Raw genomic sequence first — 20,078 nt, forward strand, 5'->3', positions numbered from 1 at the left:
TTACCTCTTCTTTCGTTTTATATCGTTTTGCAAAATTATTTAAAATATCTGAGGTAACCACCACACATATCTCTATCTTTAAACGTTTCCTAAGAAACACGATAGGATGAAAAGAGTTTTACTAATGTTCACATGGTTTATTTTGCTTTCTGCAGCGACCGCTCAGACGCAATTGAAAAGCACTTCTCCGGCCGCCGACAATCTGAATTGGATGGTGCGCATAGGTCTTAATGCTCTCGATCAATCCTCCTCTTCTAACTTTGTCAAAGCCAAAAGTGCACTCGGTTTTCAAGGTGGTCTAAACGTGATATGGAATCCAGGCTGGAAACTAAAAGGCGGATTGGAATATCAGTATCATGAAGTGTTTGAAATCAACGAGAACAGTAGTATCATTACGGATGCAGAGACAAGTGACCGAAGTTTTCATCGATTGAAACTTGCAGCAGGTACGCTTTATGATTTGATAAACATTGATTATTTAACCATCGGAATTGGAGCCGATGCACTCTATAATTTTGACCTGACTTCTCAAGAGAAGGTTTACTCCGATTTCAGCAACACCTTTGATCTGGATTACTTCTCAGGATTAATTCATCTTTATATCAATATCAAAAAAATTCAGATTGACTTTGGCTTTGAAGGCAATCTCTTTGATTTGCAACCCACGCATTTGAATCCCTTTCAAAGCAAAACTTACACTTTGAGCCTCGGATACATTTTCTGACGGGCAACCTCATAGAGCGTGTAGACCAGGTACCCCACCAATGCTCCCAGCAGGAATCCGGCCAATACATCACCCGGATAATGAACCCCCACATAAATTTGTGCAAACCCCACTAAAATCGCCCACAGGACAAACCAATACCGGTGCCGGCCCCACACGGTAAATAATTGAACCCAGAATACCGCCAATGCCATATGGCTTGTGGCATGCGAACTAGTAAAACTGTAACCGGTACCGCACGTCACGCGAGCTTCCATATGTTCTAGCGCCTGACAAGGCCTCGGCCGTTGTACTGATTTTTTGATCACTTCTGAACTGAGAAAGTCAGCACACGCTACTGTCAGCAACGTGAACACCAGGGGCAACCAAAACCTTTTTCGCCAGTACCAGACCATATATCCTGCCAGAGCCATGTACAGCGGTATCCACGCTATTTTGTTTCTGAAGATAATCAAGACCCTTTCCAGGAAGCCAAGCTCAAGACTATTAATGAAATTAAAGACAGCTAAATCGGCATTGAGTAAAGATTCCATTATATTTGTTCTGTGAAATGATTCATTAAGAAGAGCACAAAAGTAACCAAAATCGTAGAAATGACTTTAATAAAATCAATATCCGGATTTCGTGGAACCATTGGCGGTAGACCAGGTGAAAATCTTACCCCGGTCGATATCGTGGAAAGTGCAGCAGCGTATGGTGAATGGCTAAAAGAGTCTGCCCCAAGACCATTGGTTATCATCGGTCGGGATGGACGTTCCACAGGAAAGATCTTGACCGACCTTGTTCGTTCTACGTTACTATCACAAGGTATTGACGTCATTGATATTGGGTTGACCACCACGCCTACCATAGAAATGTATATCCCCTTTAAAAAAGCAGACGGTGGTATTATATTTTCAGCGAGCCACAACCCCATGAATTGGAACGCTTTAAAATTATTCAATGAAGTCGGAGAATTTATTTCTGCCGAAGACGGAGAAAGAATTATCGAAATCAGCCAGGACAGGGCTTTCTTTTTCTCAAAGTACACGTCCATAGGGGCACTGACAAGAGATGATGTTGCCATTGATTATCACATCACCCAAGTGCTCGATCATCCGTGGGTCAGAGTTGAAGATATCCGAAAAAAAGAATACCGGGTGGTCGTCGATTGCATCAACAGTACAGGAAGTATTTCGATGATCCCGTTATTGGAAAAATTAGGCTGTACCGTCATACCTCTCTTTGATGAGATCACTGGAGAGTTTGAACATGACCCCGAACCTTTGGAAAAGAATCTGGAAGTCTTGTTGGAAACTGTGAAGCAGGAATCAGCAGATCTGGGGATTTCTGTTGACCCGGATGTGGATCGAATTGCCTTTATAACTGAACAAGGGAAAATGTTTGGTGAAGAGTATACTATTGTTTCCATCGCAGACTATTTATTCGACAACAAGCTGATTGACAGATCTGTATCTAACCTTTCTTCCACCAGAGCATTAAGTGATGTATGTCATAGGTACAATGGCACCTATCAGGCCAGTGCTGTTGGTGAAGTAAACGTCGTGACCAAGATGAAGGAATCTGGAGCAGATTATGGGGGTGAAGGAAACGGTGGCGTGATCGTAGGCAACCTTCACTATGGACGGGATGCGCTGATCGGAGCTGCATTATTTCTCTCCGGATTAACGCACTTTGACATCACACCTTCTGCATGGAAGGCACGACTTCCCATCTACCAAATGTCCAAAATGAAGGTGGCTCTCCAACCAACTATAAGTCCGGATAATATATTAGATGATCTGGAACATAGATACAAAGATGAAAATCTTGATTTACAAGACGGACTCAAAATTGATTTTCCGGATTATTGGGTTCATATTCGAAAGTCGAACACCGAGCCAATTATCCGAATATATACGGAAGCTCCGACCCTGGAACGCGCGAAAGAGGTAGCCCGGTCCTTTAAGACAGAGATCCAGGAACTTTTTGACGCTAAGTAAGATACTATTTATGAAAAAATCAATATACCTCGACAATGCAGCCTCCGCCCCTATATTGGATGATGTAGTGGAAGTGATGGCCGATGCCTTGCGAACGCTTAACGGGAACCCTTCCAGTACGCATAAATTTGGACGGAAGGCGAAAGCAGCCATCGAACAATCCCGTAAAACCATTGCGGGATGTCTGAATGCCTCCATCGGAGAAATATTTTTCACCTCTGGCGGTACGGAGGCCAATAACACTGCGCTGCATTGTGCCGTTGATCAGCTGGGTGTCACTCGTCTGATTATTTCTTCCATCGAGCACCCGAGTATTATTAATACTGCAAATTATATAGCCACACATCAAGGAATTGAAGTGGTTCAGCTGACTGTTAATGAGCATGGTTTGATCCACATTGATGAACTCAAAAATCTCTTGGAAGGAAGTAATCAAAAAACATTAGTGAGCATCATGCATGCGAACAATGAAATCGGAACCATACAGCCGGTAGATCAGATCGGAGTTTTGTGTCAGGAGCATGGTGCGTTGTTTCATACCGACGCCGTCCAGACGATCGGTCATTTACCTTTCGATGTCAGCACCCGTCCTATTTCATTTCTCAGTGCTTCCGGTCATAAGTTTCATGGACCGAAGGGAATCGGTTTTTTGTATGTGAACAGTGATAATATTATCGAACCTTATATTCAAGGAGGTAGTCAGGAACGCAATGTCCGGGCGGGAACAGAAAATGTAGCTGGGATCGTCGGAATGGCCAAGGCGCTCAGTCATTGCTATGAGCATATGAGTGAAAAATCAGACTATGTCAAAGAATTAAGGAGTTACCTCATCGAACAACTCCGCGTTAAACTACCGCAGATTGAACTCGTCTCCTACGCCTCCTCAGATGATTGTTTATTCACGATTGTGAATTTTCATATTCCGTCGAGTGCTAAAAGTGATTTGTTGTTAATGAATCTGGACATTGCCGGAATAGCCGCTTCGGGAGGAAGTGCGTGCAGTTCCGGTGCTGAGAAGCCATCACACGTGATCGAAGCCATTGGCAACTATTCAGAGAATGGTAAATGTGTTCGTTTTTCGATGTCATTTATGAACACCAAGGCGGAATTGGACCGGGTCGTGGACGCGTTGACAAAATATGTATAAGTCCAAGAATGAATAGTGCGTTTTCGGACGTCAGGTCATAGTCAGGGTTGAAAAACCCTGGTGTCGAACTATTTCGTGATTTGAGTCCTGTCAGGACGGTGCTTTTCAATTATTAGAGAAATGCTCATGGTGTTGGAGGACGTGTTTTAGAGTAGGTTAAATATCTGTCGTCCGTAAACGGATTTGAAAAATTTTCCATACTCTTTACACGGGTTTTACGACCCGCGCTATGAGCTTTCGTCCACAGGTGGACTTTTCATATTTGAATGAGCAAATAATTATTACAACATACAGTCGCACCACCCTTCGTTTTTTGATATAATATGCTGAAAAAGATAAGGTGGGTAAAAGAAAATGAGCTCATAGATGTTTATTGTACTAAAATTTATTATTGCTGGGTAAATGTATCATAGATGAGCGCCCCACCCTCTTCGATGACAACCTGTCCGGCACCAGGTGTTTTGGAAAAAACGCCTTTCCAGGCCATACCACAGGCGTTTTCCAACTTCCCTTCTTTTTTAATGATAAGCTGACCTCCTAGTCTGATAAATAATGCGCTGCCTGCCGGCATAGACACCCGGTCACTGATGACCAATACACTATTTTTATCTATAATAACATCTGACACCACATCGGTTTCACGGCACCATACCACGGTATCAATGATCCTCAAAGGTTCCGCAAATTGCCGGTAGCAAAAATCCTTGGACTGGATATACCGCGTTGGTCTGTTTTGCTCCGACAGGCTTCGTTGTATAATCCCGATCTGGCAAGGCGTGAAGGCATCTTGTTCTGCATTGCTGTCCATAATGTTATTTGACACCAATGAGTCACAGGCGGAACCATCATTGGTAAAATTCCAACAGTTGGTGTGTTCGGGGGTGTCTTCGCATTGATCTCGAACCCAAGAATGGCCCAATCCAAGAATATGTCCTACTTCATGGTTGAACATACCGGCATAAGACCACACCCGGGCGTCGGTCAGCAGTGGTCCTGAAATCCGTATCGCGTTTCGCAAAGCCACTCCTGTTTTCAGTCCCCCATAGTTGTCCACCATCATAGTGTCTGGCGGCGGGACCTGAACAAATATATTTAAAATGGAATCCAGATCGATACCAAATCGATCGATAACGGACCGGTCGTAGTTGTTTTTGTAGGGACCTTTCTTTACCAAATAATAAAATTCATCATCATAGTGCTCATAGATCCCCGGAGTTCCGTCGGCTTTATTCTCCAATTCATATTGGAACAACGGATCCAACACAGGGGTGGTATTGTGCAAAGGAAGGCGCATAGGTTGATTATTCCTCAGATCATGATTAGCTGATGCCAGCAAGTCATGGGCAAATTGAACAGCTTTGTCGCCCTGCAGGTTCTTTTGACCGTCCTTGCTGTTCATAAAATGAAAAATCACCCGGATGGTACGTTTTGGTGCGATGGGAGAATGCCTTTCCCAAGGAATGTAATTTTCACTACCAACACATGATCGATCACCGTGACTACGCAACACTATTTCATTTGCATTTTCTACCCGATGGAAGTTATGTACTGTTTTCCAACTGCATGCATTGCACAAGATATAAAGTATCCAGATAGCTACCACTGCAACTGATCGGCAACTGCTTATTGGTCTCATATCAGATAAGTGCTTTGCATAAGGCTAACCCGCGTTTTTCAAATTTTTGCCTGAGATGCTGTATGGACTAATCGGAATTTTGTTTTCCATTTCAACCACTCACACCCATCCACCACAATCGATCAATAATTATCACGTGTTCATCCCGCCGCAGACACTGATGACCTGGCCATTAACATAACTCGAAAGATCTGAGGCCAGAAATAAAACGACGGCTGCAATCTCTTCGACACTCCCAAAGCGTTTCATAGGAATGTTCTGCAAGTAATCTTCTTTATTTTTTAAATCATCGGTCATTTCTGTTTCAATAAATCCTGGCGCGATAGCATTGCAACGCACATTTCGACTACCCAATTCTTTGGCGATACTTTTCGTAAATCCGAGTATACCAGCTTTGGATGCAGCATAATTTGCCTGTCCTGCATTTCCCATCATCCCAACTACACTGGACAAATTGATGATGGATCCTTGTCTGTTTTTCATCATCGGTCGAAGTACCTGTTTGGTCATATGAAACACAGAGGTCAGATTGTTCCGGATAACGTCGTCCCACTGGGATTCATTCATTCGCAACATTAATGTATCCCTGGTGATTCCAGCATTATTCACCAGCACATGAATCGTCCCGAAATCGCTCAATACCTGTTTAACCAATGCTTCAGATTGTTCAGCATCAGAGGCATCGGATTGATAGCTCTTTACTCGTCCTTCCTCCACATCCAAGGATGCTATCAATTCATCAGCTTTGACAGATGAGGACCGGTAGGTAAAGGCGACTTTGGCACCCTGATCAGCCATTGTCTTAACAATACCAGCACCTATTCCTCTGCTTCCACCAGTAACTAACACGACCCGATCTTTTAATATATTCATGTTCCTGTTCATATGTTTTGTCTGTTATGAAATAAATTTATGTGCAAACTTCTTGAATTCATCAAAGAAATCCATATCTTTGCCCTCTGATTTTAAAAATTCATAGCCTCAGAAGCACAGGCTTTATTTATTGAACAGGCTAAAGATGGTAAATTATTATCAAATTCAGGTAATTGATCGATCTTAAGCTCTGAAAAGACTAAAAACTACATAAGATGAAAAAAGATACGCATCCGGAAAATTACAGATACGTGGTATTTAAAGACTTCTCATGTGATGAAGCATTTCTCACAAAATCTACGGTGAATTCCAGAGATACCATTGTATGGGAAGATGGCAATGAGTATCCACTTGTGAAGCTTGAGATATCCAATAAGTCGCATCCTTTTTATACCGGAAAAATGAAGTATGTGGATTCTGCTGGACGAATTGATAAGTTCAATAAGAAGTTTGCCAAGTTTGGCGGGAAGAAAAAAGAAGAAGCCACAGAGGAAGAAACAGCAGAATAAGCTGAATACTTTCACTAAAAGCTATAGAAAGCCTTGTGATCTGAATGATTAACAAGGCTTTTTTATTTGGATTCAGTTGGTCCGCTTTCTAATCATGCATGCTTTTGCCCTTCGTACTGGGTTTCATAATTTCTATTTGTTACATATTTGTATTTCCAAAATCCTACGGGCTCGCAAATTGAGCCAAACGATTCCTGCGTCTGGCTGGCTACTGTAATTTATAAAAATTGCCGGCAGACAGGCATGAAACATTCTGGAAGCGCCTGGATGAATTATGATAATTTATGAAATATGAAATTCATATAAATGAGGAACTATGTATAGTGTATGGTAAATTGAATCCTCAACCATCAACATCATCCATCAACAATCATCCATCAACCATTAACAATCAACCATTAACAATCAACCATCAACCAAACTACGTTTTTCGCTTCTTTTTCCGGGCCGCAGGAAACAAGATGTTGTTTAATATTATTCGGTACCCGGGAGAATTGGGGTGCAGTGACAGGTCTGTCTCCGGATCATTCACGTAATGTGCATAATCCTCCGGGTCGTGTCCTGCATAAAAAGAAAATTGTCCCTTCCCTACTTCACCGTGCAAATAACGTACCTCATGAGCGGCTTTGTTTTCACCCAACACAAGAACAGAGGATTTTACTGTAGAATTAGCAAAGGAGGTAGTTTGTCCCATAAATCCTTTTACTGTTCGCGTGTGGTTTTGCGTTAACATCGTGGGGATAGGATCCCATTTTGCTGAGAAATCAAAGAGTGTAAAGTAATCATTTTCCGGATTAACGCGTCTGGTAATATTATCGATGTTACTGTATTCATAGATCATCGGATTGGTTTCGAGTTTGAAGTTCTCAAAAGCAAAGGTTCGGCTGAAATCCAGTTTTTCCTGTGCATCCGGATCCTGAGGATCTCCATCGAACATCCAGTCGCATATATCAGTTTCAGCAGCCGCGAGCGCAATATCATAGGTGTCTGTCGCTGAACACATCCCAAACATGAATCCACCTCCGATGACGTAATCGCGTATTTTCTCCACAACAGCCAATTTCAAATCAGACACTTTCTCAAAACCAAGTTCATCGGCCATGTTTTCCATTTTGCGTTTACTTTCCATGTACCACTTTTGGTTTTTATAGCGGGCATAAAACTTCCCGTATTGGCCCGTAAAATCCTCATGATGCAAATGCAGCCAGTCATACTGTGCCAGTTCATCGCTCATTACTTCGCGATCATACAAAGTCTCGTAAGGGATTTCTGCATAAGTCAGCACCAAAGTCACTGCATCATCCCACGGCTGGATTCGTTCTCCCCGTTGATTAAAATCTGGGGTATAGACTGCTATTTTCGGAGCTTTATCCAGTTTGAGTGCATCCATATTAATTTCAGGCTGTGCTATCTCTGTAAGAATTCCATTGAATTGAACATCGGTGGTAATTTCATACTTTATTCCTCTGGTTTTGCACTCTTTTTCGATGAGCTCATTGTAGGGAAAAGCAAAACTGCCTCCGCGATAATTAAGTAACCACCATGCTTCGATATCATGGTCCAGTACCCAGTACGTAATACCATAGGATTTCAGATGGTCCGTCTGAGATTCATCCATAGGAACCAAAATATAAGCAGCGTGAGACAGACTACCTATCAAAGTCAAGATCAGCGCAAACAAGCATTTTTTAAAAGATTTCATAATTATCTGATTTTAAAATTGAACCGTTCCATCCTTTGCATCGAAGCCATTTGATTGACTTTGTTTCTGGCTTCCACTTCATAACGGTTGTTGTAATACCCATGTTTTACAGTTTCCCAAAGATACAGGATTATAAAACGGAAGAAGCCATATTTTTCAAATTGGTCAATATGAACCAATTCATGAGCCAGCCAATTTTGGTCATCAAACAAGTTCTGTGGTTCAGCTCCATACATATGGATGGTACTACCTACTACAATAGCAACCCGCCGGGATTTCATCCAACGACATGCCAATCGTGCCAGCCATGAATTACTCTTGATGACCACAGATCTAATATTGTTATTCAATGTGGGTAATAATTTTTTATTATCCAAACAATGGTTATACTTGATTTGTTGTAATTATTACTTTTGATCTGCGTTTGGAGATAAGTGTGAAAGCACTACATTACATATTATGTTACAAAACACTGGAAGCAATTGAATTTTATAGATATATCCTACCCTACCTGGAGTGTTTTACTGGCTGTTCTCGTCGCCATAATCCTGGCGGGCGTACTTTATTTCCGTACGACATTCGAAGACCGTAAACCACTCACCATACTTTTATATGTATTACGTAGTCTGGGGATTTTACTTATTTTGCTACTACTATTAAATCCATTTTTGTCGCGATCCCAAAACGAAGAACAACCCGCACGTCTTTTATTTCTTCAGGACAATACGCAATCTTTATTTTTTGATCAAGACAGTCAAGAACTTTTCACTTATCACGATCGGCTTACTAATTTTTTAAATGAAACAGCCTCGCATTTTCCCGTTGAAACCTATCAATTTGACCAGTCAGTCCAACCCTACGATCCGGTTAACTCGACATTTGATGGACAAATTACTAATATCAATGATGCCCTGAAGTATACCGATGAAATGCATCAGGCTGATCATATAGGTGCATTGATTATTGCCACGGATGGCATTTACAACCGGGGTGCCAATCCGGCTTATTTTCGCGCACGTGGAGATTATCCGGTGTTCGTATTGGCACTGGGTGATACCACCCCTGCTCAAGATGTTCGGATCCAGCAAGTTCTTTACAACGAAATCGTACGAAAAAATGAAACCAGTGAAATCCAGGTAGATGTGACTGGCAACTTCAACCAAGAAACGCCTGCTGAATTATCGCTTCAGTTGATGACAAATAATTCGTGGCGTACGATAGATCGAAAAACAATACACCCCGAAAACCGGAGTGACTTTTTTGAAACCGTCACATTTCACAAAAAATATGAGAACCCTGGAGTTGAACGGCTTCGGGTCCTGGTAAGCGGAATCACAAATGATCTCCACCCACAAAATAATGTCCGGGAATTTTTTGTGGAGGTGCTTGAAACAGCACGTCAGATTCAGATCGTGTCAACTTTTCCCCACCCAGATTTGGGTGCCATTCGGGAAATACTGGCAGAAAATGAGAACAATGAGGTTGGAGTGACTCTGGTAGAACGGCCAGCAGATCTCCCTGATCCTTCCTCTTTTAACATCCTGATTTTTTATCAGTTACCGAATGTTTCATTTCTACTAGATTACATTAAGGAAGCTAAGGCAGCTAATAAGGGGATTATACTTACGGCGGGACTTCAGACGAATTTCCAGGCATTTAACCAAATCCAAAACTTGGTATCCATTTCTCCAAAAACAATTACTGGTAATTTATTCAACACCTGGGTCAACCCCCAATTTGACCTTTTTGAGGTAGATCAGGAATTTAAACAATATATTTCCAAATACCCTCCTCTGGCTGGTGTGTTCGGAGAATATGTCAGTAAAGGACAGGGACAGGCACTGTTACTCCAAAAAATTGGCGATGTGGAAACAGAGTCTCCCATAGTTTATACGGGTATCGAGGATGGTAGCCGGATGAGTATTCTTACGGTGGAAGGGTTCTGGAAATGGAAGCTCTTTGAGTTTCTGGAAAAACAAGAGACCCCAGTTCTGAATAAATTATTTGATAATATCGTGGAATATGTCAGTCAGAAAAAAGATGATCGGCTGTTTCGTCTTCAAAAGAATAAACTTTTGTTTGATGAAACCGAAGAAATAACATTTCAGGCTGAATTATATAACGAGACGCTGGAACGAATAACAGATCCCGATGTATTTTTTGAATTGCAGGACTCTCTGGGTAACCGTTCTGAATTCACCTTCGACAAAACGAATTCGGGATACAAGCTCAATCTTGGACGAATGACTCCAGGGAATTATACGTACCGGGCTCACACCGCTACTGGTGGGGAAAATTATGAGGAAAACGGTCAGTTTTCTGTGCGGAGAATAAACATGGAAGCCTATAACCTGGAGGCCAATCATCGTGATATGAACACCATGGCAATTCAGAACAAAGGAAAACTGTTTTATGATTTTGATGCACTCCAGACCCATCTGAAAAGCTTGCCAACGATGAAACCAATTCTTATCCAATCTCATGTCAAATCTGCCATGATCGACTGGAAATGGATTTTTGGTGTCATATTATGTATTTTCACATTGGAATGGGTGCTGAGAAGATATTTTGGAAGCTACTAATCAAAATATACTTTGCGGGCGGTTCCACCAAAAATATGGTCCATTTCATCCTGAGAAAGAGATTCAAAAACCTCTTCCACCCATTTTATCTGCTCCTTGTAATTAAATGCCACTTTACAGTATGGCCAATCTGATCCATATATCATCCGTTGGGCACCAAATAAATTTTCAATATGATGCAAACAAAACGCTATTTTCTCATCATTCATTCCAATTATCTTTTGCATCATAAATAAACCATTTATTTTACAAAAAACATTGGGAAATGAGGCTATAGCAGGCATCAACCGTTTCCAGGACTCCAAAGAATTTGGTGAATGGGGCAAGAACCCCATATCATTCAAAACAAATTTTTGGTCAGGCATTGTGTGGATTAGATCGATGACAGCAGGAAACTGGTCCGCACGACATTGAATGTCCAGTGGATATTTATACTCCTGAATAAGTTCTATACCTCGTATTACCTCCGGTCGGACTGCAAAGTATGGATCGTCGTAAAGTGCGAATGATTCTCGAAAAGAAACCACCCGACTTTTGTTGTAGTAATTAATCTTTTGTCCAATATTCGGATTTTCAAGATCAATCCAACCAATAACGCCCCGCACAAAATCATTTTCTTCAGATAAGCGGAGTAAAAAATTTGTTTCTTTATCGCTGCGACTATTTTGTACCGCAATGGAACCTTCAATATCATTGTTAACCAAAGAAACCAATAGATCATGTGGTAAGTGATCATTCTTAAGAACATCAAATTGTCCCTGAGGTTTATCAGTAAATTGTCCTGATTTGTATTTCCAAAAAAAATGATGAGCATCAATTCTCATAGGTCTTTCCTTTTTGTTCTCCGTCGTAAATATGGTATTTAAAATTATTTCCGTAGTGCAAATCTAAAACTTCTATCGGATAGCTATAGGAATATGGGCAGTGAATAAAGGAATCGGGTTATAAATAATTCCGGGCTCCACAACCTGAAAGTCATTCTCCATAAAATGTGGATATGCGCGGTAAAATTCGTTGTTTGCCTGTGTCAGATCCTGTGCTAAAACCATAAAGTAGGAAGCAGTTGGATCATTGTACCTTTTCCCAAATGATACAAAGAAGAATACGTGTTGCAATTTGCTATGAAGCGGTGTCCCCCGATTTAGATACAGTTTTGGCGCATTATTATCAATTCGATATTCTGTATAACTACAGTATATTAGAGGACTCTCTATGGCTCCAGGCGTTTGATGACCGATGCACAGTACAATAAAGTCCTGCAAGGAACGATAATTTTGCCCAGGTCTTTCTTTGAGATACATGTTGCCTGCTTCTTCTGCATTGCTGGCCCGAACAATACCCAGTTCCCGGGATCGAATGGCAGGCTGACTCATGACCATAAAAAGATCCAAGTCTGACGAGATCCATTCGCTGATTCCACAAAGGTCTATAATCTGGCTAATCAGATCCTCTGAGATCACATCATTCTCATCCACTTCAAATTCAGCGTTGGAATGCGATGTTCCTACCCGGACCGTATAGATGGGGTGAAGATTCTTTTTAAGATAATTTTTATAGTTCCTGCCGGCCAGTTCTTTAGCTAGATTTAAAATCTTATTCAGTGAAGTTCGCGTTGTCTTAATGGTACGATTTCCAATAACCGCGACGTAATATCGACCAGTGTACCGAACCATACCATCCTCATCGATGCTAAACTGAAAATCTGGTCGTGGCCTATAGCCGGCAACAGATTCAATCCGTAATATTATCATGGCACAAAGATAATACAAGCATATTTATATAAGCATTTTTATCAGCCAAGAGATTCGTGGTATCCTCCAAAGTTTAGCGTCATATAACAAAAGTTCTCATATATTAATATTTATTTAAATATGTTAAGACTAATAACCCGCGGGAATCATCTGCGTTTTAAACGTGCGCATTGACCCAAATTCAATAGAATAAATTTAAACGCAATCAAAATGTTCAGATCAAAGCGAAAGCACCAAAGAAAGCGGAATAAAAAACAATATGTTTTGCATGCCGATGACCAAGCTGTCAAAATTCCGTTGACATTCACTGGAAAATCTGCCAAACTCAATAGTGAAGCGCTACACAAAGGTCAATACACACTGTGTACCCAAGAGAAAAAAGAACAAAATCGTATCCCGGTCATGGTTCTTTGATTTTCCTGACCTCGTCGGTCAATCGGCAGTTCGATTAATTCAAATAATCAATCATCAATAGTTTCAATACTTTACCCCGCATACTCGGGATCAACACCCGATGACCTGAAAGCTGCATACCATTTCGAACTTGCAGACGTAACTTTTGAAAATCAGTAGACAATAAATTGGTTCGGAGTGAAGCGCCGTTTGGTCTGATGATATACTCGCTCACCGTATTTTCGTTGCGTATTTCATCGTTGTATATCAACCTGAGGTGATTGGGGTTCTTAAACAAAAAGTAAGATGAATAGGCGCCTTCATCATCGTTTGAGAACTGCCTTTTTGGAAGCAATTTTTGCCAGGAATCATTTTCGTTTGATGAAAGGTGAAACAATAACAGATTCTCATAATGATAGTCCACAGTATACCTGCTTCCATAATAATCAATTCGTCCACTGGATGTCATACGTTCCATTTTTTGAACTTCTTCTAAAACCATAATGGTTGATCCGTTATCCATCAATATTACATCTTGTATTTGGATGTCTTCCAGGTAATCGAATTTTGCACGTCGGTCATTTCCGTAAAAATCATTCAATAGATTATTGTGAAAGACGAAGGTCGCGTATTCAAAGACATCCTGATCTTTGGGATCTTGCTTAACCCGGAATATCAGCTCCGCGCGATTCAAGTCCTTCTCACTTCCCAATCCACAAATGATCAGCTTATGATTTTGGTTATCGTATAAAAAATTAGCATCATAGACCAGTAGTGATTTCATGGGTAAAATGGATTCTTCCATTTCTCCGGCTTCCCGCAGCTTATAGATAAAGAAAGCGTGGTCTTCTTTTTTATACAAGAAATTATTTTGTTCAAAAATAAGATAAAATATCCCTGAATTGGTGACCAGGGATTTTCGGTAATCATCGTAAAAATCAAAATCTGCAAGTTGAATTGCACTGGTTTGAACAATTTCTTCATACTTGATATCATAAACCGCATAACCGATGATTTCATTACTCCGGATCACTGTCAGGCCAAACTTGGATCGATCTTCCGAAAAGGTATATCGGAAACTATAATTTTGAAAATTCCGCTCTAACTTGAGGATGGTATCAGTTTTGATTTTTTCAAAATTTGGTTGATACGATTGATTCACGATATAAAGCGTATCTTTCTCTTCTGCAGAATACAGGACAAAGTATCGGTCTTCATACGAATACATGTGAATGATCCGACATTTTTTGTGGGGCAGGTTAAATTCTTGCGCCGATGTCAAAAAAAGATCCTGATTAAAATTATGAAGCGTAAAAGCATCCTCCGAGTAGCTGGCAATCATATATTTGTCCTCGAAATCCCCCAATAGTTCGTACGTGCGATCAGTACGCACATCCAGTCCTTCGGACACGACGATGTTCTGACTGAATACGGTGGTCGTCAAAAATAAGAAGAAAGAAAAAATAGTAAATTTCATATGGAGTAAAATAATAACTATTTTTCAAATTTGACGACTTATTTCTAAGATTATGCGTTTTAATGATGCCACGTGGATTGAATGGATACCCAATATATCAACTGGGGAGGCCCGTATAGTAGATCTCATTGCCACCACCCTATCCCAAATCCCACAACTATATATACTACACATCGACCGCAGTGAAGAGGTAAACAGGACAGTTGTTACCGCTGCCGGAACTAAAGATAGTCTCAAAAAGGGGTTGAAGTCTTTAGTGGATATTCTAGATAATACTATTGATATGTCCATTCATCGGGGGACCCATCCCCGATTAGGCGCTCTTGATGTATCTCCGTATGTGTTATTGAAGAACGGAACAGTAGATGAACTTAAAAATTGGGTCAGTATCATGGCACAGGAAATATCCAATTACTTTGCCTTGCCGGTATATCTTTACGAAAGATCGGCAACCCACCCCCTTCGTATAAGCCTATCAGCTATCCGGAAAGGAGAATATGAGGGACTTGATCAGAAACTAAAAGCCCCTGAATGGAAACCCGACTTTGGTGGGCATATGCATCGCAGGCTGGGTGCTTCGGTTTTGGGAGTTCGGGATTTTCTTATTGCCTACAATGTGAATTTAAATACGCCTGATCTACGTATCGCCAAAGCCATTGCCCGTGAAATCAGAACAGTAGGCGGGCCCCATCGAATCCATGCCCTCCCCGGACTAAAAGCCATTGGCTGGCGGTTGGAGAAATCCGGATTTTGCCAAGTCAGCACGAATATTACCAGAACTACATTAACCACCCCCTTGGATGTATACAAGCACTGCGAAAATCTGGCGAAGCACTTTGGATGTCAGGTCACCGGATCCGAACTCATCGGTCTGATCCCCCTCCATTCCATTGAAAAAATGCAATCCAGTGAACCTTTATCCACCAAGGAACTCAGCAAGAGGCTGGGCCTTGACTACTGCAAAGTGGAGGACTTGAAGGACCGAATCATCGAACATAAAGTGTATATTGCTTCCGGAAGATCATTGTTTAATGAAATATTTGATACTAAATGAAACTTGAGCACATTGGGATCGCCGTAGAAAACCTGCAGGAAAGTGAAACAATTTTTGAAGAATTGCTTCAGACGAAAGTTTATAAACGGGAAGAAGTTCCATCGCAAGGTGTAACCACTTCATTTTTGCAGGTGAAAAATACAAAAGTAGAACTATTGAACGCCACAGATCCAAATAGTCCGATCGCCCGATTTATTGACAAGCGCGGAGAAGGGATGCATCATATTGCATTTGAAGTGGATAACATAGTCGATGAATTACAACGTCTTAAAGCAGCCGGCTTTAAACTAATCAATGAAACACCCGCTATAGGGGCTGATCACAAAAAGGTGGCCTTCCTTCACCCCAGGTCTACAAATCGTGTACTAATAGAATTGTGTCAGGACATCCAGGATGATGACGATATTTGAAATCAGTATTGGTATCGGTGCCGGACTTCTGGCAGGGATGATTAATACGATGGCGGGGAATGGAAGCGCTTTAACTTTGGCCGTACTATTGGAATTTTTTGGACTACCAGCCCACATGGCCAATGGAACGAACCGCATCGGAGTTCTTGCTCAGACAAGTGCATCGGTGATGAGTTTTAAGAGAGAAGGACGTCTTGATGTTCAAAACAATGTCCCCCTGATCCTACTACCGGTATTGGGTGCATTCCTCGGAATATATCTAGCTGTTATCATCAGTGCGGATGGATTCGTCACCATATATAAATATCTGCTTGTGGTCATGTTACTGGTAATACTCGTCAATCCCCGGAGATGGATGAAAAAAAATGAGGGTACAAATAGTTCCAAATGGTTTTGGCCGATGTATTTTATTTTGGGAGTCTATGGTGGCTTTATCCAAATGGGCATGGGAATTTTTTCTCTGGCTGTGTTCGTGCTTCTGGGCAACAAGGATTTGATCAGTGCGAATGTGCTCAAATCATTAATTATTGCAATATTTACCATCGCAGCAGTACTTATCTTTGCGTGGAAAGGAATGGTGCATTGGGGGTATGGATTAACACTTGCAATCGGACAGATGACTGGGGGTTGGTTTACTGCACAGTTTGCAAGTAGAAACTCCAAGGCCGGCACGGTAGCTTACTACCTCTTGATTGTATGCATACTTGGCGCTATATACAGTGTGTTTTTTAGATAGTTGTATTGTCGGTATGGGTTTAGGAGTTGAGTTGTTTTACCATTTCATTGGAACCAACCAATCTATATTTTACGGTAAACCACCCCACATAGAGCAACGCCTAAAACCTATAAACTACTTACCAGTTGTCATCCAGTTCTTTCATCTTTTCTGTGTTCTCATACAAACGAAGACTTTCAATGATTTCATCGAGATCACCTTCGATGATCTTATCCAAGGAATACAGCGTCAGATTAATTCGATGATCGGTCACCCGATTTTGCGGGTAGTTGTAGGTACGGATTTTATCGGACCGGTCTCCACTTCCTACCAGGCTTTTACGTTTCGCAGCCTGACTTGATTCGTGAGCTTTTTTCCGGGCATCATAAATTTTTTGATACAGTCGTTGGATGGCGATTTCTCGATTCTTGATCTGAGACCTGCCATCGGTACTCTCAGCGACTATTCCCGTCGGTAAGTGTGTAAACCGAACACCGGATTCTGTTTTATTTACATGCTGTCCTCCTGCTCCACCAGATCGGAAAGTATCCACTTTTAGATCTGGTTTTTTAATATCCACGTCCTTCATTTCCAGCTTGGGCATGACAACGACGGTGGCTGCAGAAGTATGAACTCTGCCCTGAGATTCCGTTTGAGGTACCCGCTGTACCCGGTGTGCACCAGATTCATACTTCAGGTAACTATAAACAGCGTCTCCTTTGACTTCGAATTCAATCTTATTATACCCTCCAGCACTGCCTTCATTAATAAATAAGATGTTTTGTTTCCAACCTCTATTTTCGAAATACTTACTATACATCCGGTATAAATCCCCGGCGAATATACTGGCTTCATCGCCACCCGCACCAGACCGGATTTCTATAATGACATCTTTGGTATCTTCGGGATCCTTTGGAAGAAGCATCATTTTGATTTTTTCTTCCATGGATTCAATTTTTTCCGTGATTGATTCAAGTTCCTCCTGTCCCATTTCTCTCAACTCTATATCGGAATCATTGATCATTTCTTCCGCGACTGATTTTGAGTCCAGAACATTGGAGTACTCTTCATAAATATCCATTAGTTCCTTTAGATCCTTGTATTCCTTGCTAAGATCAGCATACCGATCCATGTCAGCTAGCACTTGAGGATCAGTGAGCTGTTCTTCGATTTGATGAAACTTTATTTCAATCTGTTTGAGCTTATCAATCATTACTTGAATTTGACTACAAATTCCACCCTTCTGTTTAGCTTTCGACCTTCTGCAGTACTATTGGTGGCTATCGGCCGATCCTCACCATATCCTACAAAATCAAGCCGATCAGATGAAATTCCATTTTTGATTAAATAGTCGTAGCATGCTTTGGCACGACGTGCAGAAAGATCCAGGTTTGAGGTGGCATTCCCGGTATTGTCCGTATGACCAGATATTTGCAAACCGTAACTCGGATTCTCCTTCATAATATCAACGATCTGGTCCAAGACGACATAAGAAGGGGTTTGCAGTGTTGCTCTGCCCACTTCAAATTGTACCGCCCGTCGAGCAAAATCAAGAATTTCTTTCACTTCTTCTTTTACCACCGGACAGCCATCATTCTCGGGATCACCCGGAGTATTGGGACATTTATCAATGCCATCGTGGACTCCGTCTCCATCCGTATCCGGACAGCCGTCATAACGGGCCTCCCCGGGCTGGTCCGGACACCGGTCTTCCCGATCGGGTATACCATCGCCATCTCGATCGGAACATCCGCTCGTGGCAGCCGGACCGGGCTCATCCGGACAATCATCCTGATGATCAGGAATACCATCACCATCCTTATCAAATTCGGGGCACCCATTGTTTTCCGGTGGTCCGGGTAAATTGGGGCATTCGTCCTCGGGATCTATGACGCCATCTCCGTCGCTGTCCGGACAACCCTGACCGGAGGCAGGACCCGCAATGTCGGGGCACAAGTCCAGATGATCTGGAATACCATCACCATCCGTATCCGGACAACCATTAAATTCGGCTAAACCTGGAACATTCGGACAGTCATCTTCTTCGTCAGGAATCCCGTCTTTATCTGTGTCGATGGGTTTGAGTAAAATTTTTCGTTCTTGCTTAGATTCACCGATCAAATATTTTAAACCCAATCCAGCATGAATGTTGTTTCTGTTTTCTTGTAAACCCACCCGGTATTCCACTTGTGCATTTAAGTAAGCACTCGTTCCAATTTTTACATCGATTCCTATACCTATCGGAACCTGCAGACCAAACTGCATATCGTCTTTGAACTCGTACACGCCATTAATTCCTGTGGTGGCATAAGGAACAAACTGACTGCCTCTGTTCCATAGTTGTGCTTGCAGCAATGCTCCCACATCTCCGGTTACATTGTTCTTAGCCGGTTCATTAAAATTGGCAATGGCAAATCGGACTGGAACGTTGAGATTGAGAAAATCATAGATGTTTCTGGAATAACCTACCTCTACCCCACTGGTATACCTTGTGAAATTGCCATAATCACCAGTCACTGGTCCGGTGTAGTCCAAAAACAAAACTTTGAAGTTGATGGCATCTTTTTGCAGGGGATTCTGACCGTCAGCTGATGGACTGATCATCAACCCAATCATGATGAAAAGTACCGGGATTAATCGTCTCATTAAATTATTTTTATAATGTTGGCTCAAATGTACAAACAAATTTAATAAATCATATTATGATAATTACTTATGTGTCGACAATTAACATAACACGCAAAATTCATGGCTTTGATTAATGCAGATTCAAAGCATCTAACTCCGCAGGAATAGTATTCTATTTCAAAGAGTTGTAACAAGAACGAATGTAGTCTCATCTCAGTAAAGCCGTGCTGGTACAGAAAAATCAGTGTGACTGATCAAAACCTCGCCAAGGGCCAGATCGAATGTGGTCAATCCACGTTCGGTGAAGGAACCAAAATGTCCTCATTTTGGGTGGGTAGGATGAGGGAACCGACCTGTCCCCGCCTTCGCTGTGACAGGGCTCTGTCCCGAGGATAATGTATGAATCAAAAGTCAAACGTCACCCAAAATTGGGCTATGGAATATGCCCAATTATGGAATTTAATCAATTGATACACGCTGTATCAAGTATCACAA

General features: G+C 41.6%; 19 protein-coding genes. 9 read left to right on the forward strand and 10 right to left on the reverse strand.

Annotated elements, in window-relative coordinates; genetic code table 11:
- Window positions 1-106 precede the first annotated feature (106 nt).
- The gene (locus KUV50_RS04080) at window positions 107-724 is read left to right on the forward strand and encodes an outer membrane beta-barrel protein (protein ID WP_222578821.1); all 618 of its coding nucleotides are present in this window, start codon (window positions 107-109) and stop codon (window positions 722-724) included.
- Here KUV50_RS04080 and KUV50_RS04085 read toward each other — a convergent pair.
- Window positions 694-1,257: a phosphatase PAP2 family protein gene (locus KUV50_RS04085; RefSeq protein ID WP_222578822.1), complete on the reverse strand. Its 564-nt coding sequence runs from the start codon at window positions 1,255-1,257 to the stop codon at window positions 694-696. The two genes, KUV50_RS04080 and KUV50_RS04085, sit on opposite strands and share 31 nt — an antisense overlap.
- A 60-nt stretch (window positions 1,258-1,317) precedes the next feature.
- On the opposite strand from KUV50_RS04085, the gene glmM reads away from it, so the two are divergent.
- A complete protein-coding gene (gene glmM, locus KUV50_RS04090) occupies window positions 1,318-2,706 on the forward strand; it encodes a phosphoglucosamine mutase (RefSeq protein WP_222578823.1) in 1,389 nt (462 codons plus the stop codon).
- Window positions 2,707-2,716: 10 nt separating this feature from the next.
- On the forward strand, window positions 2,717-3,853 hold the full coding sequence (locus KUV50_RS04095) for a cysteine desulfurase family protein (RefSeq protein WP_222578824.1): 1,137 nt from the start codon (window positions 2,717-2,719) through the stop codon (window positions 3,851-3,853).
- Between the two features lie 388 nt (window positions 3,854-4,241).
- On the opposite strand, the gene KUV50_RS04100 is transcribed toward KUV50_RS04095, so the two are convergent.
- Window positions 4,242-5,489: a reprolysin-like metallopeptidase gene (locus KUV50_RS04100; protein WP_222578825.1), complete on the reverse strand. Its 1,248-nt coding sequence runs from the start codon at window positions 5,487-5,489 to the stop codon at window positions 4,242-4,244.
- A 132-nt stretch (window positions 5,490-5,621) separates the two neighbouring features.
- Window positions 5,622-6,362: a 3-oxoacyl-[acyl-carrier-protein] reductase gene (fabG, locus tag KUV50_RS04105; protein ID WP_222578826.1), complete on the reverse strand. Its 741-nt coding sequence runs from the start codon at window positions 6,360-6,362 to the stop codon at window positions 5,622-5,624.
- Between the two features lie 215 nt (window positions 6,363-6,577).
- On the opposite strand from fabG, the gene KUV50_RS04110 reads away from it, so the two are divergent.
- The gene (locus KUV50_RS04110; protein ID WP_222578827.1) at window positions 6,578-6,871 is read left to right on the forward strand and encodes a type B 50S ribosomal protein L31; all 294 of its coding nucleotides are present in this window, start codon (window positions 6,578-6,580) and stop codon (window positions 6,869-6,871) included.
- 421 nt (window positions 6,872-7,292) lie between these two features.
- On the opposite strand, the gene KUV50_RS04115 is transcribed toward KUV50_RS04110, so the two are convergent.
- Both KUV50_RS04115 and KUV50_RS04120 read right to left on the reverse strand, forming a co-directional pair.
- On the reverse strand, window positions 7,293-8,573 hold the full coding sequence (locus KUV50_RS04115) for an asparagine synthetase B (RefSeq protein WP_222578828.1): 1,281 nt from the start codon (window positions 8,571-8,573) through the stop codon (window positions 7,293-7,295).
- A gap of 2 nt (window positions 8,574-8,575) precedes the next feature.
- On the reverse strand, window positions 8,576-8,923 hold the full coding sequence (locus tag KUV50_RS04120) for a hypothetical protein (protein ID WP_222578829.1): 348 nt from the start codon (window positions 8,921-8,923) through the stop codon (window positions 8,576-8,578).
- Window positions 8,924-9,055: 132 nt separating this feature from the next.
- Between KUV50_RS04120 and KUV50_RS04125 the strand changes: the two genes are divergently transcribed.
- Window positions 9,056-11,155 (forward strand): hypothetical protein, encoded by a 2,100-nt coding sequence (locus tag KUV50_RS04125; RefSeq protein ID WP_222578830.1) that lies wholly within the window; start codon window positions 9,056-9,058, stop codon window positions 11,153-11,155.
- Here the strand turns inward: KUV50_RS04125 and KUV50_RS04130 are convergent.
- Together KUV50_RS04130 and KUV50_RS04135 are read right to left on the reverse strand one after the other, a co-directional pair.
- Window positions 11,152-11,979 carry an amidohydrolase family protein gene (locus KUV50_RS04130; RefSeq protein WP_222578831.1) on the reverse strand — a complete coding sequence of 276 codons (828 nt, stop codon included), beginning with the start codon at window positions 11,977-11,979 and terminating at the stop codon, window positions 11,152-11,154. The two genes, KUV50_RS04125 and KUV50_RS04130, sit on opposite strands and share 4 nt — an antisense overlap.
- A gap of 72 nt (window positions 11,980-12,051) precedes the next feature.
- Entirely contained in the window at window positions 12,052-12,906 is an 855-nt protein-coding gene (locus KUV50_RS04135) for a DUF6438 domain-containing protein (protein WP_222578832.1), read from the reverse strand.
- A gap of 210 nt (window positions 12,907-13,116) precedes the next feature.
- Here KUV50_RS04135 and KUV50_RS04140 point away from each other — a divergent pair, with 210 nt between their 5' ends.
- On the forward strand, window positions 13,117-13,320 hold the full coding sequence (locus KUV50_RS04140) for a hypothetical protein (protein ID WP_222578833.1): 204 nt from the start codon (window positions 13,117-13,119) through the stop codon (window positions 13,318-13,320).
- A 34-nt stretch (window positions 13,321-13,354) separates the two neighbouring features.
- Here KUV50_RS04140 and KUV50_RS04145 read toward each other — a convergent pair whose 3' ends face one another.
- Complete coding sequence (locus tag KUV50_RS04145; RefSeq protein ID WP_222578834.1) at window positions 13,355-14,776, reverse strand: hypothetical protein; 1,422 nt, start codon at window positions 14,774-14,776, stop codon at window positions 13,355-13,357.
- Window positions 14,777-14,828: 52 nt separating this feature from the next.
- On the opposite strand from KUV50_RS04145, the gene ftcD reads away from it, so the two are divergent.
- Genes ftcD through KUV50_RS04160 form a run of 3 tightly spaced genes read left to right on the forward strand, consistent with a single transcriptional unit; the run spans window position 14,829 to window position 16,976 of the window.
- A complete protein-coding gene (gene ftcD, locus KUV50_RS04150; RefSeq protein WP_222578835.1) occupies window positions 14,829-15,830 on the forward strand; it encodes a glutamate formimidoyltransferase in 1,002 nt (333 codons plus the stop codon).
- Complete coding sequence (mce, locus tag KUV50_RS04155) at window positions 15,827-16,240, forward strand: methylmalonyl-CoA epimerase (RefSeq protein ID WP_222578836.1); 414 nt, start codon at window positions 15,827-15,829, stop codon at window positions 16,238-16,240. The genes ftcD and mce overlap by 4 nt, the downstream gene beginning before the upstream one ends.
- Window positions 16,224-16,976, forward strand: a complete 753-nt coding sequence (locus KUV50_RS04160; protein WP_222578837.1) for a sulfite exporter TauE/SafE family protein — start codon at window positions 16,224-16,226, stop codon at window positions 16,974-16,976. The genes mce and KUV50_RS04160 overlap by 17 nt, the downstream gene beginning before the upstream one ends.
- A gap of 118 nt (window positions 16,977-17,094) precedes the next feature.
- Here the strand turns inward: KUV50_RS04160 and prfA are convergent, their stop codons facing one another.
- Window positions 17,095-18,168, reverse strand: coding sequence for a peptide chain release factor 1 (prfA, locus tag KUV50_RS04165; protein ID WP_222578838.1), 1,074 nt, complete (start codon window positions 18,166-18,168; stop codon window positions 17,095-17,097).
- On the reverse strand, window positions 18,168-19,601 hold the full coding sequence (locus KUV50_RS04170; RefSeq protein WP_222578839.1) for an OmpA family protein: 1,434 nt from the start codon (window positions 19,599-19,601) through the stop codon (window positions 18,168-18,170). The genes prfA and KUV50_RS04170 overlap by 1 nt, the downstream gene beginning before the upstream one ends.
- Between the last annotated feature and the right edge of the window lie 477 nt (window positions 19,602-20,078).

It is taken from the genome of Membranihabitans marinus (genome assembly GCF_019802045.1).
GTDB classification, from domain to species: domain Bacteria; phylum Bacteroidota; class Bacteroidia; order Chitinophagales; family Saprospiraceae; genus Membranihabitans; species Membranihabitans marinus_A.

Coding starts and splice junctions, on each gene's coding strand:
- KUV50_RS04080 (WP_222578821.1), top strand. CDS start 107: ATGAAAAGAGTTTTACTAATGTTCACATGGTTTATTTTGCTTTCTGCA.
- KUV50_RS04085 (WP_222578822.1), bottom strand. CDS start 1,257: ATGGAATCTTTACTCAATGCCGATTTAGCTGTCTTTAATTTCATTAAT.
- glmM (WP_222578823.1), top strand. CDS start 1,318: ATGACTTTAATAAAATCAATATCCGGATTTCGTGGAACCATTGGCGGT.
- KUV50_RS04095 (WP_222578824.1), top strand. CDS start 2,717: ATGAAAAAATCAATATACCTCGACAATGCAGCCTCCGCCCCTATATTG.
- KUV50_RS04100 (WP_222578825.1), bottom strand. CDS start 5,489: ATGAGACCAATAAGCAGTTGCCGATCAGTTGCAGTGGTAGCTATCTGG.
- fabG (WP_222578826.1), bottom strand. CDS start 6,362: ATGAATATATTAAAAGATCGGGTCGTGTTAGTTACTGGTGGAAGCAGA.
- KUV50_RS04110 (WP_222578827.1), top strand. CDS start 6,578: ATGAAAAAAGATACGCATCCGGAAAATTACAGATACGTGGTATTTAAA.
- KUV50_RS04115 (WP_222578828.1), bottom strand. CDS start 8,573: ATGAAATCTTTTAAAAAATGCTTGTTTGCGCTGATCTTGACTTTGATA.
- KUV50_RS04130 (WP_222578831.1), bottom strand. CDS start 11,979: ATGAGAATTGATGCTCATCATTTTTTTTGGAAATACAAATCAGGACAA.
- KUV50_RS04135 (WP_222578832.1), bottom strand. CDS start 12,906: ATGATAATATTACGGATTGAATCTGTTGCCGGCTATAGGCCACGACCA.
- KUV50_RS04140 (WP_222578833.1), top strand. CDS start 13,117: ATGTTCAGATCAAAGCGAAAGCACCAAAGAAAGCGGAATAAAAAACAA.
- KUV50_RS04145 (WP_222578834.1), bottom strand. CDS start 14,776: ATGAAATTTACTATTTTTTCTTTCTTCTTATTTTTGACGACCACCGTA.
- ftcD (WP_222578835.1), top strand. CDS start 14,829: ATGCGTTTTAATGATGCCACGTGGATTGAATGGATACCCAATATATCA.
- mce (WP_222578836.1), top strand. CDS start 15,827: ATGAAACTTGAGCACATTGGGATCGCCGTAGAAAACCTGCAGGAAAGT.
- KUV50_RS04160 (WP_222578837.1), top strand. CDS start 16,224: ATGATGACGATATTTGAAATCAGTATTGGTATCGGTGCCGGACTTCTG.
- prfA (WP_222578838.1), bottom strand. CDS start 18,168: ATGATTGATAAGCTCAAACAGATTGAAATAAAGTTTCATCAAATCGAA.
- KUV50_RS04170 (WP_222578839.1), bottom strand. CDS start 19,601: ATGAGACGATTAATCCCGGTACTTTTCATCATGATTGGGTTGATGATC.